The 15,769-nt window shown below is 40.0% G+C and carries 17 protein-coding genes; 3 read left to right on the forward strand and 14 right to left on the reverse strand.

All coding sequences use genetic code 11. The annotated features are described in order from the left end of the window. Positions 1-110 precede the first annotated feature (110 nt). Positions 111-1,478 (reverse strand): 23S rRNA (uracil(1939)-C(5))-methyltransferase RlmD, encoded by a 1,368-nt coding sequence (gene rlmD / locus B7703_RS01975; protein ID WP_084923428.1) that lies wholly within the window; start codon positions 1,476-1,478, stop codon positions 111-113. 37 nt (positions 1,479-1,515) lie between these two features. Between rlmD and recX the strand changes: the two genes are divergently transcribed. Together recX and ntdP are read left to right on the forward strand one after the other, a co-directional pair. Then, on the forward strand, positions 1,516-2,292 hold the full coding sequence (recX, locus tag B7703_RS01980) for a recombination regulator RecX (protein WP_084923430.1): 777 nt from the start codon (positions 1,516-1,518) through the stop codon (positions 2,290-2,292). Positions 2,293-2,380: 88 nt separating this feature from the next. Further along, entirely contained in the window at positions 2,381-2,914 is a 534-nt protein-coding gene (ntdP, locus tag B7703_RS01985) for a nucleoside tri-diphosphate phosphatase (RefSeq protein ID WP_000775316.1), read from the forward strand. Between the two features lie 70 nt (positions 2,915-2,984). On the opposite strand, the gene B7703_RS01990 is transcribed toward ntdP, so the two are convergent. The 13 genes from B7703_RS01990 to B7703_RS02050 all read right to left on the reverse strand — a co-directional run bounded on the left by B7703_RS01990 (position 2,985) and on the right by B7703_RS02050 (position 15,217). Then, on the reverse strand, positions 2,985-3,752 hold the full coding sequence (locus B7703_RS01990; protein WP_000567554.1) for an epoxyqueuosine reductase QueH: 768 nt from the start codon (positions 3,750-3,752) through the stop codon (positions 2,985-2,987). 137 nt (positions 3,753-3,889) lie between these two features. After that, positions 3,890-5,512, reverse strand: coding sequence for a chaperonin GroEL (gene groL / locus B7703_RS01995; RefSeq protein ID WP_000031580.1), 1,623 nt, complete (start codon positions 5,510-5,512; stop codon positions 3,890-3,892). 15 nt (positions 5,513-5,527) lie between these two features. After that, positions 5,528-5,812: a co-chaperone GroES gene (groES, locus tag B7703_RS02000; RefSeq protein ID WP_000917337.1), complete on the reverse strand. Its 285-nt coding sequence runs from the start codon at positions 5,810-5,812 to the stop codon at positions 5,528-5,530. A gap of 155 nt (positions 5,813-5,967) precedes the next feature. Further along, on the reverse strand, positions 5,968-6,363 hold the full coding sequence (locus tag B7703_RS02005; RefSeq protein ID WP_084923431.1) for a single-stranded DNA-binding protein: 396 nt from the start codon (positions 6,361-6,363) through the stop codon (positions 5,968-5,970). A 77-nt stretch (positions 6,364-6,440) separates the two neighbouring features. After that, complete coding sequence (locus B7703_RS02010) at positions 6,441-7,202, reverse strand: SDR family NAD(P)-dependent oxidoreductase (protein WP_084923432.1); 762 nt, start codon at positions 7,200-7,202, stop codon at positions 6,441-6,443. A gap of 41 nt (positions 7,203-7,243) precedes the next feature. Continuing rightward, positions 7,244-7,870 (reverse strand): YtpR family tRNA-binding protein, encoded by a 627-nt coding sequence (gene ytpR / locus B7703_RS02015; protein WP_084923434.1) that lies wholly within the window; start codon positions 7,868-7,870, stop codon positions 7,244-7,246. Between the two features lie 14 nt (positions 7,871-7,884). After that, a complete protein-coding gene (locus B7703_RS02020) occupies positions 7,885-8,202 on the reverse strand; it encodes a thioredoxin family protein (protein WP_000615777.1) in 318 nt (105 codons plus the stop codon). Next, positions 8,199-8,498, reverse strand: a complete 300-nt coding sequence (locus tag B7703_RS02025; RefSeq protein ID WP_084923435.1) for a DUF4651 domain-containing protein — start codon at positions 8,496-8,498, stop codon at positions 8,199-8,201. Before B7703_RS02025 ends, B7703_RS02020 begins: the two co-directional genes overlap by 4 nt. Before the next feature lie 90 nt (positions 8,499-8,588). Then, complete coding sequence (locus B7703_RS02030; protein ID WP_192851948.1) at positions 8,589-9,665, reverse strand: N-acetylmuramoyl-L-alanine amidase family protein; 1,077 nt, start codon at positions 9,663-9,665, stop codon at positions 8,589-8,591. Between the two features lie 119 nt (positions 9,666-9,784). Further along, the gene (locus B7703_RS02035) at positions 9,785-11,392 is read right to left on the reverse strand and encodes a CTP synthase (RefSeq protein WP_000105246.1); all 1,608 of its coding nucleotides are present in this window, start codon (positions 11,390-11,392) and stop codon (positions 9,785-9,787) included. 236 nt (positions 11,393-11,628) lie between these two features. Then, on the reverse strand, positions 11,629-12,216 hold the full coding sequence (gene rpoE / locus B7703_RS02040) for a DNA-directed RNA polymerase subunit delta (protein ID WP_000418409.1): 588 nt from the start codon (positions 12,214-12,216) through the stop codon (positions 11,629-11,631). Between the two features lie 104 nt (positions 12,217-12,320). After that, complete coding sequence (locus B7703_RS09925; protein ID WP_192851949.1) at positions 12,321-13,925, reverse strand: hypothetical protein; 1,605 nt, start codon at positions 13,923-13,925, stop codon at positions 12,321-12,323. 71 nt (positions 13,926-13,996) lie between these two features. Continuing rightward, complete coding sequence (locus B7703_RS02050; RefSeq protein ID WP_084923437.1) at positions 13,997-15,217, reverse strand: DNA cytosine methyltransferase; 1,221 nt, start codon at positions 15,215-15,217, stop codon at positions 13,997-13,999. Between the two features lie 127 nt (positions 15,218-15,344). Between B7703_RS02050 and B7703_RS02055 the strand changes: the two genes are divergently transcribed. Next, positions 15,345-15,749 (forward strand): hypothetical protein, encoded by a 405-nt coding sequence (locus tag B7703_RS02055; protein WP_001125911.1) that lies wholly within the window; start codon positions 15,345-15,347, stop codon positions 15,747-15,749. Positions 15,750-15,769: the final 20 nt, after the last annotated feature.

Consider the following 15,769-nt stretch of genomic DNA (forward strand, 5'->3'; position numbering starts at 1 on the left):
GGATTCGAACCCGTGTTACCGCCGTGAAAAGGCGGTGTCTTAACCCCTTGACCAACGGACCAGAGTTGTTATTTTCAACTCTTACTATTATACAGACTTTTTCTGACTTGTCAACTACTTTTTTGAACTTTTCTAATTAATTTTACAACAGCTTCCGTTCGAGCTGTATGTGGGAACATATCGACCGACTGGATATAATGAAGATCATAGACTTCTACTAAGCGTACTAAATCACGAGCCAAGGTCGAAACATTGCAAGAAATATAGACCATCTTTTCTGGTACATAGGTAAGAATAGTATCTAATAACTTATCGTCCAGACCTGTACGTGGTGGATCCACAATCAGAGCATCTGCTCGGTAGCCTTCCTTATACCAGCGAGGAATAATCTCTTCTGCCGTTCCAGCTTCATAATGAGTATTGTCAAATCCCATTCTTTTAGCATTTCGCTTGGCATCTTCAATGGCTTCTGGAATAATATCCATACCTCTTAATGTTTTAACTTTCTTTGCGAAGGCAAATCCAATCGTTCCAACTCCACAATAAGCGTCAATCAAATGGTCTTCTTTATTAACATCCAAGGCTTTTACAGCCTCACTATAGAGGACTTCTGTTTGTTCAGGATTTAGTTGATAGAATGCTCGAGGAGATAGTGAAAATTCATAATCGAGTACACCTTCTTGAATACTCTCTTGTCCCCAGATAATCTCTGTCTTTTCACCATAAATCTCACTGGTTTTAGCTGTATTGGTATTAACAGCTACTGTCACAACTTCTGGAAAATCTTTAATTAAATCTTTTACCAGCAGGGTTAAATTAAGCTGACGGTTTGTAACAATAATAATCTGAACCTGTCCACTCTTTCTTGCTCGTCGGACCATTATCGTTCTAACACCTAGAACTTTTCTCTCATCCGTGATTGGAATCTGGTGATAAGTAAGTAATTCTGCTAGACGATTAGCAATCACTTGGGTTTCCTTATCTTGTACTAGGCAGTCTTTCAACTCTACTAAATAATGAGAGTTTTGTGCATATAAGCCCGCTTTAACCTGATTCTTAAATTTTCGAGTCTGAAATTGTAACTTAGCACGGTAGTACTTTGGTTCCTGCATTCCAATAGTTGGACGGATTTCATAGTTTTCATATCCTGCAGGAGCAAATTTTTTCAGCGCTTGATGAAGTAAGTCCGTCTTGAACTCTAGCTGCTTATCATAATGCAGGTGCATGATTTGGCAGCCTCCGCACTCATTGTAAATAGTACATGCTGGCACAACACGGAATTTAGACTTCTTGTTGACCTTCAGTAATTTTGCCTCTACAAAGTTACGTTTAATAGAAGTAATCTGACAATAGATATCTTCTCCTTTGAGAGCACCCGGCACAAAGACTAAGGTTTTTTGGTAAAAGCCGATTCTCTCACCATTAATTCCCATGCGCTTGATTTTTAATGGTATTTTTTGTTTCACTTTCAGATTCATACCCCTATCTTATCACATTTTGAGTTATAATAGAACTATGAAAATCACAAAACTTGAAAAGAAAAAAAGACTCTATCTGATGGAGCTTGATAATGACGACAAATGCTACATTACTGAAGATACTATTGTTCGCTTTATGTTATCAAGAGATAAGGTGATAAGCCAAGAGGAATTGAAAGAGATTCAGGACTTTGCTCAATTTTCTTATGGTAAGAATCTAGCCCTCTACCACCTATCCTTTAAAGCACGTACTGAAAAAGAGGTCAGAGAATATCTAAAAAAATACGACATTGATGAAAAAATAGTTTCTCAAGTCATTGCTAATCTTAAAGAAGATAAGTGGATTAATGATAATCAGTACGCTTATGCTATCATCAATGCCAATCAACTTTCAGGAGACAAGGGACCTTATGTACTGACTCATAAATTAGCACAAAAAGGAGTTTTAAAATCTACTATAGAAGAGATCTTGAAAGAATTTGATTTTTCGGAAGTTGCTCAACGTGTAGCTAATAAACTCTTGAAAAAATATGAAGGAAAACTTCCAGCTCGTGCCTTGCAAGATAAGATTATCCAAAACTTGACCAACAAAGGATTCTCTTACTCTGATGCTAAAAGTGCCTTTGATGAGTTGGATAGTCAAGTTGACCAAGAAACGACTCAGGAACTCATCTCCAAGGAACTTGATAAGCAATATGCTAAGTATGCCCGAAAGTATGAAGGATACGAACTTAAACAGCGTTTAACTCAAGTTTTATCACGAAAGGGCTACGATTTTTCGGATATAGCAAGCGCTCTCAGAGATTATCTTTAATATTTTCATGTAAAATTCACAGATTTTAGGTAATTTTATGGTACAATAGTAAACGATAAACTTATAAATTGTAGAAAGTTGGTTAGTTATGAAGCTTCCAAAAGAAGGCGACTTTATTACAATTCAAAGTTATAAGCATGATGGGAGTCTCCACCGAACTTGGCGGGACACCATGGTACTAAAAACAACAGAAAACGCCATTATTGGTGTCAACGATCATACACTGGTTACCGAAAGTGATGGTCGTCGTTGGGTCACTCGAGAACCGGCTATTGTTTACTTTCACAAGAAATATTGGTTTAATATCATTGCCATGATTCGTGATAATGGAATCTCCTACTATTGCAACATGGCTAGCCCCTACTATCTGGATGAAGAAGCACTAAAGTATATTGATTACGATTTGGATGTTAAAATTTTTACAGATGGGGAAAAACGTCTCTTGGACGTTGAGGAGTATGAGCGTCACAAACGCAAAATGAATTATTCTGATGACTTGGACTATATTTTAAAAGAACATGTCAAAATTCTTGTTGATTGGATTAATAATGGACGTGGTCCTTTCTCAGAAGCCTATGTAAACATTTGGTACAAGCGCTATGTAGAACTAAAGAATCGGTAAAGTTGTCAAACTGGGGTTAAGACCCCGGTTTTTTTATTTTAAAAACCCAGCTTTACAGCTGGGGTGATTTCTATATATCTAATTTCGTAACAGTAAATTTGATGTGGGAATAGTCTTTTTCAACATCCTTATCCAGCAAGAAAGCTGTAGCATCTTTCTTAACCTGAACCAGGTCAATATTCTGAGCTTGGGCTGCATAGACACAACCACAATAACATTGACGGTAAATGTCATACTCTTCACACATCTCTACCGAACGTTTGTAGCCTTGATTTTTCTTGAAATCACTTGGAAGATAGTGGGTTGTATAAATTTTTTGCACATCGATTCCGATACTATTAATGGTTTGAGAATTCTTATGAGGACTGATGGTCAAGGCTGAGCCAAAGTAGTCAAAGCCCAAGTCCATAGCCACTTGAGCTGTCTTATCCAGTCGGTAGTCAAAGCAAACCTGGCAACGGTCGCCACCTTCAGGCTCTTCTTCCAAACCTCGAACCAGTTTACGATATTCGTTAGGTTCATAAGGAGCTTCTAGGTATTGAACGCTATTGCCAGTTCGCTCATTGAAATCACTGACAAACTTTTTAGTCACATAGGCACGCTTATGGTATTCTGCCTTGGGATGGATATTAGAATTGGCAAAATAGATTGTCACATCTGCATACTTGGTCAAATATTCGAGGGTATAGGTACTGCAAGGGGCACAGCAAACGTGCATGAGAATGGTTGGCCGTTGCTCATTTTTCTCCCATACTTGTACCATCTTCTGCATGACACGGTCATAATTAATCTTCTGATTGAGGTTCATCTTGCTCAGAATTTCTTCTACATCGATCATGTTCTTCTCCTTTTTCTAGTCTTATTTTATCATATAAGTTAGGAGAGCTCAAATCTATTTAGAAGTGAATATCATAAAAAGGAGGAATAGCCATTCCCTCCTTTTGTGTTTTTTATAAGTTGTTTTCTATAGAAAGCTTACATCATCCCACCCATCATACTTGGATCCATTGCTGGAGCTGGGGCTGCTGGTTCTGGTTTATTGGCTACGACTGCTTCCGTAGTCAAAATCAAGCTGGCTACAGATGCTGCATTTTGTAGAGCTGAACGACTCACTTTAACTGGGTCGATAATCCCTTGATCAATCATGTTAACCCATTCGCCAGTTGCTGCATTGAAGCCTGTACCAACTTCAGCATTTTTCAAACGATCGATAACGATAGAGCCTTCAAATCCTGCATTGTGGGCGATTTGACGAACAGGTTCTTCCAAAGCACGGAGAACAATATTGCGACCCGTTGCTTCGTCTCCTGTTAATTCCAAATCAGCTACGGCAGGGATAACATTTACAAGGGCTGTTCCACCACCTGCAACGATTCCTTCTTCAACAGCTGCACGAGTAGCGTTGAGGGCATCTTCAATGCGGAGTTTCATTTCTTTCAACTCAGTTTCAGTTGCAGCTCCGACCTTAATAACCGCTACACCACCTGACAATTTCGCCAAGCGTTCTTGCAATTTTTCACGGTCAAATTCAGAAGTTGTGGTTTCGATTTGAGACTTGATAACTGCAACACGGTGAGAAATCGCTTCAGGATTTCCAGCACCTTCTACGATAACCGTGCTATCTTTGTCCACAGTTACTCTCGCTGCTTGACCAAGTGCTTCAATTGTAGCATCTTTCAACTCAAGACCTAGGTCTTCTGTGATAACTGTTCCGCCTGTTAAGATGGCAATGTCTTCAAGCATGGCTTTGCGACGGTCACCAAAACCAGGTGCCTTGACTGCTACCACGTTGAAGGTTCCACGAATCTTGTTCAAAACAAGAGTTGGAAGAGCTTCGCCATCTACATCATCCGCAATAATCAAGAGTGGACGATTGCTTTGGAGAATACTTTCTAGGAGTGGCAAGATTTCTTGGATATTTGAAATCTTCTTATCAGTAATCAAAATGTATGGATTTTCAAGATCAGCTACCATTTTTTCGCTATCTGTCACCATGTACTGTGAAAGGTAACCGCGGTCAAACTGCATTCCTTCAACAACTTCAAGCTCTGTTTCCATACCACGTGACTCTTCGATAGTGATGACTCCATCTTTGCCAACTTTTTCCATAGCTTCAGAGATGTATTCACCGACTTTTTCAGAACGAGAAGAGACGGCTGCAACTTGAGCGATAGCTTCTTTGTTGGCAACAGGAATAGCATTGTTTTTCAAGGCTTCAACTGCTGCAGCAACTGCTGTTTCAATCCCACGACGAATTCCGATTGGATTGGCACCTGCTGTGACATTTTTGATTCCTTCACGGACAATTGCTTGGGTCAAAACAGTTGCAGTTGTAGTCCCGTCACCTGCGATATCATTGGTTTTTGAAGCTACTTCTGATACCAATTTGGCACCCATATTTTCAAAATGGTCTTCCAACTCGATTTCTTTGGCAATGGTCACACCGTCATTGGTAATCAAGGGTGAACCAAATGATTTTTCAAGAACTACATTACGACCTTTTGGTCCCAAGGTTACTTTAACAGTATCTGCAAGGATATCGACACCACGGACCATAGCTGAACGAGCATCAGATGAAAATTTAATTTCTTTTGACATACTTACTTTCTCCTTCTATTTTTCAATGATAGCCAAGATGTTAGCTTCGCCTACGATGATGTACTTTTCATCGCCATCTTTGACATCAAGACCTGCGTGAGCTTCAACCAAGACACGGTCTCCAGCTTTAACACTTGGAGCAACCAAGTCACCGTTCAAGGTACGAACACCTTGTCCAGTAGCCACAACTTGAGCTGTTTTGGTTTTTTCTTGGGCTGAACCTGCGAGGACAAAACCTCCAACAGTTTGTTCTTTTTCTTCTACTTTTAAGACCACACGGTCCCCTAATGGTTTCAACATCTGATTTCCTCCATAATGAGATAGATATCATTAGCACTCTTTACAATTGAGTGCTAATTCATAGTTCTATTGTATCACTTGGTCAGAAATAGTCAAGAAAAAAGTCTGACTTTCTCAAGATAAAAAGCCTGAGACCAACTCAGACTTTTTAATGTTTAAAATGGCAATTTCTCCTCTTCCAAAACCAAATCTGCCAAATCCTGTCCTGCATTATTTTCACGAATGGCACGTTGGGCACGACTTTCCAAGAGTTGGAATCCTGTGACAAGTACTTCAGTCACATAGTTCATCTGACCATTTTTCTCAAAGCGACGGGTACGAAGTTCTCCATCCACAGAAATAAGACTACCTTTGGTTGCGTAGCTTGCCAAAGTTTCTGCTAGTCTACCCCAAAGGACCATATTGACAAAATCAGCTTCGCGTTCCCCGTTTTGGTCTTTGTAACGACGATTTACAGCGATAGTTGCTCGCGCTACTGACTTGTCATTATTGGTTTTGTGCAATTCTGGTGTAGACGTTAAACGTCCAATCAAGATAACTTTATTATACATATTTTCTTCCTCCTACTTATCTATTCGTAGGAAATCAAAAAAAGTTACAGAAATTTGTAACTTTTCGAGGAAATTTTTTACTTTTTATGAACCATGAAACCTGTTGCTTGTTGATTGGCCATAATGGTCATATCTGTAATCTGCACACGACGAGGTTGACTGGTCACATAGACTACTGTATCTGCAATATCCTGAGCTTGCAAGGCTTCAATTCCTTGGTAAACGGACGCAGCCCGCTCTTTGTCACCATGAAAACGCACTGTAGAAAAATCTGTTTCGACAATTCCAGGCTGAATGGTGGTCACCTTGATATCTGTTGAAATGGTATCAATTCGCAGTCCATCTGAAAAGGTCTTAACCGCTGCCTTGGTAGCTGAATAAACTGCTGCACCCGCATAGGCATAGATTCCTGCGGTTGAGCCCATATTGATGATATGTCCTTGATTGGCTTTTACCATTGCTGGCAAGAAACAGCGAGTGACTGCCATCAAACCTTTAACATTGGTATCTAACATTGTTAACATATCCAGCTCTTCATAATCCTGATAGGGTGCTAAACCTAGAGCCAGACCGGCGTTATTAACTAAGATGTCAATATTCCCTATCGTTTCTAGAATATTGGGGCAAACAGTCTTCAACATGGTTATATTCGTCACATCTAGTGGAAAAGTCCAGACATTTTGATTTGGGAAGGCTTCTGCAAAATCCGCCTTAAGAGTTTCTAGTCTGTCTATCCGTCGTCCAGTTAGAACGACATTCTCCCCCTGTTCCAGATAAGCACGCGCAATCGCTTCACCAATTCCTGATGTCGCTCCTGTAATCACAACATTTTTTGCCATCTTATTTCCTTCTAGCTAGTCTATCAGATATTAACAACTTCTTAGGCAGTCCAGTGTTTAGCTGGATCAAATGGAGTTCCGACAACTTGGTCTTCTGATAATTCAATAATACCACGTTTTTGCGGAGCATTTGGCAGATGCAATTCACGAGGACTACACATCATGCCAAAACTCTTTTCACCACGAAGCTCACCTGGGAAAATAAGATTGCCTTTTGGCATCATAGCTCCAGGAAGAGCTACAATGGTTTTCAATCCAACACGCGCATTAGGAGCCCCTGCAACGATTTGCACTGTCTTGTCACTTGCGACTGCAACTTGGCAGATGTTGAGGTGGTCACTATCTGGATGGGCTACCATCTCAACGATTTCACCAACAACAAACTTAGGTTCCTTGTCATTAACAATTTCTTCTGTAAAGCCTTCTGCCTGTAATTCTTGGTTCAAACGAGCGACTTGCTCATCTGATAAAAATACTTGACCGCGCTCTGCGATTTCAAAGAAAGTTGAAACTTCGAAAATATTCCACGCCACTGTTTCCCCATTATCTTTGAGAAAAACACGGGCTACCTTGCCTTTGCGCTCCGCATCCAGTTTGGCATCTCCGCTATTTTTCACGATGACCATAAGGACATCACCGACATGTTCTTTGTTATATGTAAAAATCATTGTTTCCTTTTCTCCTATTTCAGTCCTGCTAAAAAGTCGTTAATTTGTTGCTTGCTTTTACGGTCGCGATTGACAAAACGGCCGATTTCCTTATCCTTTTCTAGAACAACAAGGCTAGGAATCCCGTAAACATCCCAGAGTTTGGCCAAATCCATATACTGGTCTCGGTCCACACGAATAAAGGTGAACTCTGGATTGGTCTCCTCAATTTCTGGTAAGGCAGGATAGATATAACGACAATCGCCACACCAGTCTGCTACAAAAAGAAAGACCTTCTTGCCATCTTTTTCTACTAAAGATGCCAATTCTTCTAAACTTGCTGGTTGTATCATAAGACTTCCTCCTCATAGACTAGGTCTTCATTTTCATAGACAAAGGTATAATGACGGCCATCCTCAAAAATGACGCCACCAACCAAGCTCTCTAGACTGCTTTCATAAACTTGAACATAGAGGGTCGCAATTTCCCCCATGTCTGAAAAATGGTCTCGTACAATCGCTGTCAACTCTTCCTGAGTCTTCATGAGCTTATGGTCATCTGCAACTTTTTTCGTAGCAAGGGCAAGGCTCCCAATACCAAGCAGAGCCAGACCTGCAATCCACATTTTTTTAGCTTTCATACCATTCATTTTAACACAAAAAAGGTTTTAGGACAAATGAGGAAGCAGCAGAAACGCAAGTAAAAAGCCCCTTCCTTTAAGGAAAAGGACTTCTTATTCTTATTGCCAGGCACCTGAGTTGCCAACGTAGTAACCATCAGGTGTATAGGTATTGCGAAGCATCTTACCTGATGAAGCCAGATAATACCACTTGCCATTATCTTTGACCCAATTATTCGCTAGCATGGCACCAGAAGAACTTACATAATACCATTCTCCCTTGTCATAAATCCAAGCGCTTGCTTTCATAGCTCCTGAAGTTGATAAATAGTACCACTTGCCTTGATAGTAAAGCCAGTCACTCGCAATCATGGCTCCTGATGATTTAAAGGCATACCAGTTGCTACCTTGATAAAGCCAAGTTTGATTGAACATGACTCCTTTATCATTCATAAAGTACCAAGTTCCCTTGTCATAAACCCAATCCTTATGCACTAATTGACCTTGTTTTTGATAGTACCAGTTTTGATTTGATTTTAGCCAACTTTCTGCTTTTACAATTGGATAAAGTTCTTTGAAAGATCCTCCATCATCATATTTATGACTGATAGATTTTGGTTTTTCTAGCTTCAACTCGTCATTATCATAATTTGCCCAAGCAAAAACTTTTTGACCATTAACAGTCTCTGGTAAGGCAGCAGTGTAAGTCTTGGTTTGATAATCCCATTTAGCATCGAGGTAGGTGTATTGATCATTTGATTCTTCAATACGATAGTAACCTCTCTTTCCACTATCATTATGAATATCATCCACAACTTTCGTTGACCAGGTCTTTACTTCGTTTCCGCTCTTAGCCTCGACCTTGATATCTCCTCTATAGCCATATGGAACATAGAAATTCAGGTAACGCCCTTCTTCCCCGATCATAGACTTGTCCTTTTCTTGACCTAGGAAATTGACAGTCTGATCTTGACCATCGAGACTGACCGTCCACTCGATTTTCTCGGTTTTTGGCAAATCCAAGACTTTGATATCCACTTCATGACCATTGTTAAACCGAAGAATCTTGCCATCTTGATACTGTACTCCACACTTAACAACCCATTCTTCTTTAAGCTCAAATGCCTGACCTGAATGTGGAAAAGCCAGTAAAGCTAGACCAGCTAGAGACAAACCAAATAATGTGATTTTTTTCATCGTAGATCCTCCTTAGGATTTTTTATGTTAATTATATCACTATGTTTTTAATTTGCAAATATTATCCTAAATATGCAAGCAAAAAACCTCTGAGATTCTTCTCAAAGGTTCTGATTTGGCTAATTACTGTTCTCAACTGCTGCAGTGACAAAGGCAGTGTAGAGTTCTTCTGGACGATTTGGACGGCTTGACAGTTCAGGGTGATACTGACACGCTACAAAGAATTTATTTTCAGGAATTTCCACAATTTCGACCAAACGATTGTCTGGAGAAACTCCTGAGAAGACAAATCCTGCTGCCTCAAACTGCTCACGGAAGGCGTTGTTAAACTCATAACGGTGACGGTGACGGCGTTGCACCACTTCTTGATTGTGATAAGCGGCCGCTGCTTTAGAGCCACGTTTCAACTTAGATGGATAAAGACCCAAGCGAAGGGTTCCACCCATATCCTCAACATCAATCTGATCACGCATGATATCAATGATAGGGTATTTTGTTTCTGGTGCAAGCTCTGCAGAATTGGCACCTTCAAGCCCCAAAACATGACGAGCAAACTCGATACAAGTCAACTGCATGCCCAAGCAGACTCCCAACATTGGAACATCATTTTCACGCGCATAGCGAATGGCTTGGATTTTACCTTCCGTACCACGTTGACCAAAACCTCCTGGTACGATGATTCCGTCTGCATCAGACAAAAGCTCTGCCACATTCTCTGCTGTCACATCATTGGCATTGATCCAATTGATCTTAACTTCTGCGTCGTTGGCATAACCAGAGTGTTTCAAGGCTTCAACCACAGAAATGTAGGCATCTTGCAACTCAACATACTTACCGACAAGGGAAATCTTGACTTGTTTCTTGAGGTTCATGACCTTGTCCACCATAGCTGACCACTCTGTCATATCCGCTACTGGTGCGTCTAATTTCAAATGGTCACAGACAATTTGATCCATACCTTGAGCCTGCAAATTCAGTGGAATTTGGTAAAGGTGTTCAACATCCAATGATTCGATAACAGCTTCTGGTGCCACATCACAGAACTGGGCTAGTTTGTTTTTAATTCCTTGACCAGCTGGCTCTTCTGTACGAATAACCAACATATTCGGCTGGATTCCCAATCCACGTAATTCTTTGACAGAGTGTTGGGTTGGTTTGGTTTTCATTTCACCAGCAGCCTTGAGGTATGGAAGCAAGGTTGTGTGGATGTACATAACATTATCCGCCCCCACATCTGCCTTCATCTGACGAAGGGCCTCTAGGAATGGCAAGGACTCAATATCTCCTACTGTTCCACCAACTTCTGTGATAATGACATCAGAGTCTGTCGTTAGAGCGGCGCGCTTGATTTTTTCTTTCAAGGCATCTGTGATATGAGGAATGACCTGAACAGTTGCCCCAAGATATTCTCCACGACGTTCCTTACGAAGAACTTCACTGTAAATTTTACCAGTTGTCACGTTGGAATATTTGTTAAGATTGATATCGATGAAGCGTTCATAGTGACCCAAGTCCAAATCTGTCTCAGCTCCGTCATCTGTCACAAAAACTTCCCCGTGCTGATAAGGACTCATGGTTCCCGGATCAATATTGATATAAGGGTCAAATTTTTGAATGGTTACTTTAAGACCTCGATTTTTCAAGAGACGACCCAGACTTGCTGCTACAATCCCTTTCCCAATAGACGATACCACACCACCAGTTACAAAAATATATTTCGTAGACATAGATTCCTCTTTCTAAAATGCTCAAGGCCTTGTTAACTACGAGGGGACATAGAAAACAAGACCCTACTAATAAGAATAATCTGGAACGACTGCACCAGATTCACAACCAAAATACAAGAAGATAACTTCTTGAAAAAACAAAAATAGCTCCCTAAGAACTAGGGAGCCCCGACCTCTAAAAGAGGTGCCCGAACAATATGATACCTAAAAATAGGATAATTGTCAATAGCTAACTTTTATTCCTCGATGTTTTCAGTATCATCATCTGAAAACTCGTCGTCTTCTTCGTTGAGATCCACGTCTTCACCCAAGTCATCAGGAGCGATTTCGTTGATTTCCGCATCGTAAGCTTCCACTTCATTTTTCTCATCATCTGGATTTTCATCATCGTATGAAAGTGCTGGATCTGCTTCGTATGCGTCTTCGTCTTCTGGATCATCCGCATTATAGTCAATGGCATCTGAATCACCATCCATGAAGGCATTGACACGTTTTTTCTTAGCTTTTGGTGCTACTTCATCGTCGTCATTTTCTTCAAGAGCGATGATTTCTTCGTCGATTTCGTCTACACCATACCATGAACGAAGACCCCATTTGTTATCTCCAAGTGAGATGAAGCTACCGTCAAAGTTCAACTCTGTGTAGAACAAAGGCAAAGCTTCACGGATATCGCTGTTTGATGTTCCAAGGTAGTTTTGAATTTCGTTTACAAGATCGCTAAAATGCATCTCGTGATCACGACCACGAAGTTCCAAGATAGCACGCGCTACCTCAATCATAGATAGTTCACTTTTTTCTTGCCCAGCAAATACTTCTAATTCCAAAGCGTTTCTCCTCATTTATACTACTATCGCCAGAGCGAACAAACTCTGACCTCATTTTATCATGTACTCTTTATTGTACGATAATTTTGAGGAATAGTCAAAGGTTAAATGGGGGAAAGTAACAGGACTTTTGATTTTTTTGCTACCCAGCCGATGGCATCGCTAGGTGGATTTTCAATATCAATCCAGATGAATTCAATACCGATTTCTCCATTTTTAAACTTAGTCAAACGAATACCGTTGATTTCCAGTTCATTGAGTCGTTGACCTGTCAAGACTTCTCGTTCCTTCAACTGGAAAACGCCACGTAAGATCCAATTGCCAAGAATTTCTTGCTTATCGGTTGACTGAATTGCCTTACCAGCTTCTTGATTTATATAGGCATTAATAACATCACCAGAAGATAAAAAGCGTAGTTTAAAGGTTCTTTCCTCTTTGGATAGAGCTAGTTTTTTAGTCCCAGGTTCAAAAGTTCCAAATCCAGAACCAAAGAAGTCGGGCCTTTCGTCATGGAAGTTTTTGGAATCAGGTAGCGGGATGTAAACTTCGCTAACTGGACGATAAACTAGCTGTTCAATTTCTTTAATGAGTTTTTCATTGCCAGTATTATGGGCAAAGTGAATCAAGTTCTCACGAATCGCCTTCATCTGAACTTTTTCTTCCTTACTGGTCCACTTTTTCAAGAGAATTTCTTCTAGGGAGAAAGTCACAAAAGCTAGTTCTTCAGGAGCTAAATTGTCCTTGAATTTATTCTGAATCTTTAAAATCCGTGGTAAACGATCTTTTTTGGCTAGTTTTGATCCACCGTTAAAGGCATTGAAACCAGAGTTTTCTTCCACATTTCCATGTTTATCTGTAATAGCCCAAGACACTGTTTCTAAGATCTCAGTTTTATCCTTTTCAGCTGTCAGTAAATGAAGATTTTCAAATAGCGAAAAAGGATCTTCGATATAATGGACATCCCAAGTATCTACCACAATGTCTTTATTATTAAAAGTCATGTGGAGCTGACTGTCAGCTGCCGTGTACTTGTAGTGGTGTTGCCCATCCGTAAATCGAAAATTGGTTGGATTGTTTTTGGTAGTTGATCCTTCAATGACCAGATTATCAATATCAACTGGCAAATAAGATGTTTCACCGACAAAAATCTTAGGATTTTCTCCCTTTGGTGTTGGCATCAGAACGTGATAAACTGCTTCAACATTGACCGAGTCCGAACTAAATCCCTTGATTTGTGCCTTAGAAGATTCGATTCTCTGATTTCTTAAGGACGCAATCTTTCGTGCCAACTCTTCATAGCGTTGATAGTTTTGCTTGTCTGCCGTTTCTTTATCTGCTGAGATATCTGCATGGAATTTGATATCACCCAACAAGTCCGTCCAATCTTGAGAATCCTTCTTAAACTGAGCGATCTTTTGGTCTCCAGAATTAATCCCAAAAGACTTAATACCCACTAGGTATTTATGATTTTCATCCACAACGACAGAGGCATCATAGGAGGTATTTGCAATATCTTCCCCAACCGCATTAAAAGCCTTCTGGAAGACTGTTTCTTGAAATTTAGAATTAACAATCGGAGCAACATAATTCTCTGTTTGTCCCTCATCTTCGGACTCAGCCTTTTGAGAGAAAGCTTGGCTCAAGCTAGCGAAGTTGGTAATTAAGGTTTTGTATTTTTCTTTTTGTTCAGACTTTAGATATTCCCACATAAGCACCCTCTTTTCTATTTTCAGTATATCAAAAGAAGATTAGTTTTTCACTAATCCTCTTTATATATTCGTTAATTAATACTGTAAAATTCAAGATTGCCTCGTTTTTTAACCAATTTTAAATAATCTTCACCAGACAGAAGGGCTAGACCATCATCATAAGATTGGATTTTTTCAAGAGCTTGATCATAGCTATCTACAAAGTCCTTGACATAGGATTGCCCTTCAAATTGTCCATTCATCTTGGTGTAGATAATAGCGAATTTTCCTGAGCGGTTAAGTTGAGATTGCCCTTGGCTGTCATTCAAGGCCTTGGCAACATTTTTCGCGATGCGTTTAATCACGGGAACGACTACGCTATTTCCAGCCTGCTTGTATAGCTGACCATTGGAAACTCCTTCTGGGATTTTAAAGGATTTAGGATAGCCTTGAACATTAAAGGTTTCTTTCGGTGTCAACTTGCGAATCTCACCGCTGTCTGTCAAAATCAATGGAACGTTGTGTCCACCTGTTCCCATATTGGCTGTCAAGGTAGGAACAACGCCGTTTTTATTTTCACGGACATACTGACGGCGCCATTGGTAAACGGTGTCTTGACTGGTAACTTCAAACTTCAACTGGTCGTAGAAATTCTGCTTGCCTTCACGGTAGTAGTAGACCTCGTCTAGCTTATCATCAAAGTTAATCACATCCTGAAGACTCGTAGTCAGCTTAATTTCCTCTGGAAATTCAAACAAATCATAAGCTTCCTTAGTATCAAAACCAACGATGTAGATTCGTTCACGGTTTTGTGGGATATTCCCATAGTCTTTCCCGTTGAGAACCTTCCACTTAATAAAGTAGTTGTTCTCAGTCAAGGCTTCACGAATAACCTTGAAGGTATTACCATGGTCATGACCGACCATGTTCTTGACATTTTCGATGAAAATGGCACGAGGTTTGCATCCATCAATCATGCGAAGCAATTCGAAGAAAAGATCCCCACGATCATCATCAAATCCCTTGCGATAACCCGCAATGCTAAAGGCCTGACAAGGGAAACCTCCCATAATCACATCCACGCGCTCAGCTGGAATGTCCTCTGGCTGAACATCGTGAATATCACGACCATCCAAATAGGTATCTGGATGGTTTAATTGATAAGTCTGACGCGCATACTTATCAAATTCATTGGCGTACACCACTCTGAACTCGTTGGTCTGTTCAAATCCCAACTCAATTCCTCCAACACCTGAGAAGAAGGCTGCAATATTGTACTTCTCAGGTCGGTTCGAACTTACAGAATTTGTCATGTAGTAACCTGCTTTCTAAGAAATTTGTTTAACTATACTAGTATATCATTTTTAAATTAATACTGAAATATAAACATTTTCCATATATATATGATATAATGAATATATAAACTTAAGGAGGTGCATAATGCCAAAACAAGGAGACCAATTCATAGTAGAACTTAAAAAAACTAATATTGACTGGGGCACATACAGGAATACAAATTCTCGTCCTCAGATAACAGGAGAATGTTATATCCCAATTCCAAGTTCAGCAGCACATCAGTATGGAATATTTAATTCTAAACATACTCAAGGAAAAGATGTTTTAGGACAAAATATATTTAATGCTAGATCAACAGATGGATACTTCGTTGGAATAGTAAAATCATCAGGAAATTCTCGGGGTGGAGATCCCTATGCTAAAAATCTTTCTGGTCACAGAAACTTGAGAGCTTTTAACGACTGGTTCAATCAAATGAATGTAACCGTTGGGACAAGAATCAAAGTAGAGTGGACTAGTCCCGACGATATTATATTGACGATTCTCTAAATGTAATTACACAAATAAGA

Source organism: Streptococcus mitis (assembly GCF_002096735.1).
Classification (GTDB): domain Bacteria; phylum Bacillota; class Bacilli; order Lactobacillales; family Streptococcaceae; genus Streptococcus; species Streptococcus mitis_CZ.